The organism is Caulobacter sp. P1_B12_2 (assembly GCF_056406675.1).
Genome location: NZ_JBFTZS010000691.1, coordinates 1 through 2,834, shown reverse-complemented (window position 1 = coordinate 2,834; position 2,834 = coordinate 1). Strand labels below are relative to the sequence as shown.

At 69.4% G+C, this 2,834-nt stretch carries 1 protein-coding gene and 1 pseudogene; one reads left to right on the top strand and one right to left on the bottom strand.

What is annotated here, in order from left to right; all coding sequences use genetic code 11:
- Positions 1-689: tetratricopeptide repeat protein (locus AC1DZ6_RS24930; RefSeq protein ID WP_477099775.1), on the bottom strand; the 689-nt coding region annotated here is incomplete at its 3' end.
- 130 nt (positions 690-819) lie between these two features.
- On the opposite strand from AC1DZ6_RS24930, the pseudogene AC1DZ6_RS24925 reads away from it, so the two are divergent.
- Positions 820-2,834 (top strand): annotated as a pseudogene (locus tag AC1DZ6_RS24925) (DEAD/DEAH box helicase); the annotation flags it as partial.

Below are 2,834 nucleotides of genomic sequence, written 5' to 3'. Positions count from 1 at the left end.
GCGGCGACATTGGCCAGGGCCACCGCCGAGCCCCGCTGGGCGGCGTCCGCATAGAGCCGCAGCGCCTGGGTCTCATCGACCGGCATGCCATAGCCCTGCAGATAGTACGAGCCGAGGTCGTTGGTCGCGTCGACCGAGCCGGCGGCGGCGGCCTTGCGCATCCAGGCCACGGCCTGGGCTTCGTCGGCGGGCACGCCGCGTCCCAACTGATAGGCCAGGGCCAGCTTGTACATGCCGCCCTCGTCGCCGCCGGCGGCGGCGCGCCAGTACCAGCCCAGGGCCTGGGTCAGGTCCTCGGCGCTGGTCTCGTAAACGAGGCCGGCGTTGTAGGCGCCCAGGGCGTCGCCCTCGGCCGCGGCGGCCTTGTACAGCGACAGCGCCTTGGCTTCGTCCTGGTCGAGGTCGTCGCCCTCGAAATAGAGATTGCCCAGGGCGATCATGCAGCCGGTGTCGCCGGCCTTGACGCCCGCGTTCAGCCAGCGCACCGCGGCGTTGACGTCGCGCTGCTCGCCCTCGGCGTTGAGATAGCTGTCGGCCAGCGGATCGAAGGCGCTGACGTCGCCGGCCTGGGCGCGGCGCAGAAGCTCGGTCCGCGCGGGCTCTGCCAAGGCGGCCGGCGCCGCCAGGGACGGCGCGCCGAGCGCCAGCATCGTCGCCAAGGCCAAGCCTGCAAGGCTGTTCCGAGCCATCCGCCCCATCTTCGCACGCCCCTAACGGTCTGAACCTACGGATGGACTCGCGTACCACCCTTATCAAAACACCGGAAAGCGGCAGGTAGCCGCATGGAAACGGAACGGGAACATGCTATAGGCCTAGGCAATGCTCGCGGCGACCGCCCTTCCACCACGCTTTCAAGAGTGGTTCGCCTCGCGCGGCTGGGCGCCCAGACCGCACCAACTGGCGATGATCGACAAGGGCCGGCAGGGCCGCGACGCCCTGCTGATCGCGCCGACCGGCGGCGGCAAGACCCTGGCGGGCTTCCTGCCCAGCCTGATCGAACTGGCCGAACGCGCGCCGCGCAACACGCCGGCCGGAGTGCACACGCTTTACATTTCGCCGCTCAAGGCCCTGGCGGTCGACATCGAGCGCAACCTGGCCACGCCGATCCGCGAGATGGGCCTGAAGATCGTCGCCGAGAGCCGCACGGGCGACACCGGCGAGGCCCGCAAGCAGCGCCAGCGCCTGAAACCGCCCGACATCCTGCTGACCACGCCCGAACAGCTGGCCCTGTTCTGCGCCTGGGAGGGCGCGCGAAACTACTTCGCCGACCTGTCCTGCGTGATCATCGACGAGGCCCACGCCATCACCTCTCCCACAGGGGGAGGACCGTCCCAATCCGACTCTGCCCCACAACGTCGATCTCGTCCTCGGGTCCGGCGGCGCCCAGCCGATCGTGGAGGTGCTGGTCTCCGGCGGCCGCGTGCCCTGGGCCGGCCACACGGCCGAGCACGCCATGGCCGAGATCTACGAGATCATCAAAGGCGCCAAGACCGCCCTGGTCTTCGTCAACACGCGCTTCCAGGCCGAGTTCGCGTTCCAGGAGCTGTGGAAGCTGAACGACGACGGCCTGGCCATCGCCCTGCATCACGGCAGCCTGGCGGCCGAGCAGCGTCGCAAGGTCGAAGCGGCCATGGCGCGCGGCGAGATCCGCGCCGTGGTCTGCACCTCGACCCTGGACATGGGCATCGACTGGGGCGACGTGGACCTGGTCATCCAGCTGGCCGCGCCCAAGGGCGCCTCGCGGATGGTCCAGCGGATCGGCCGCGCCAACCACCGCCTGGACGAGCCCTCGCGCGCCATCCTGGCTCCGGCCAACCGCTTCGAATATCTGGAGTGCCGCGCCGCCGCCGACGCCATCCTGGGCGGCCATCTGGACGGCGAGCCCGCGCGCACCGGCACGCTGGACACCCTGGCCCAGCACATCATGGGCTGCGCGTGCTCCGAGCCATTCGCCCTAACCGACCTCTATGACGAGATCCGCACGGCCGGCCCCTATTCGGACCTGTCGTGGGAAGACTTCGAGACCGTCGTCGACTTCGTCTCGACCGGCGGCTACGCGCTGCGCACCTACGACAAGTTCCGCCGTATCGTGCCCGGCCAGGACGGCCTCTGGCGAGCGCGCAACGCCCAGGCCGTGCTGCAGCACCGGATGAACGTCGGAACAATCGTCACCGCCGCCACCGTCAATGTCCGCATCGGCGGCGGCAAGCGCCCGATGGGAGGCCGCAAGGTCGGCGAGGCCGAAGAAGGCTTCTTCGAGCAGATGAAGCCGGGCGACACCTTCATCTTCGCGGGCCAGGTCTGGCGGTTCAACAGCCTGGTCGGCACCGACGCCTTCGTCAGCCCCGCGCCGGACAAGGACCCGATGATGCCCAGCTGGGGCGGCTCGAAGTTCCCGCTGTCGACCTATCTGGCCGGCCGCGTGCGGGCGATGATGCATGACGAGCGCGAATGGCCCGCCCTGCCCCCGGACGTCCAGGAATGGCTGGGCTACCAGAAGATCCGCTCGATCATTCCCGAGCAGGACGAGATGCTGCTGGAGACCTTCCCGCACGGCAAGCGGTTCCACATGGTCTGCTATCCGTTCGAGGGCCGCATCGCCCACACCACCCTGGCCATGCTGCTGACCCGGCGGCTGGACCGGCTGGGCATCGGCCCGCTGGGCTTCGTGGCCAACGACTACGCGGTCAACATCTGGTCGCTGAAGCCGATGGACGCGCTGGACCTGGACGACCTGTTCGCCCAGGACATGCTGGGCGACGACCTGGAGGCCTGGCTGGACGAGAGCTTCCTGATGAAGCGCGCCTTCAAGGCGTGCGCCCTGATCTCGGGCC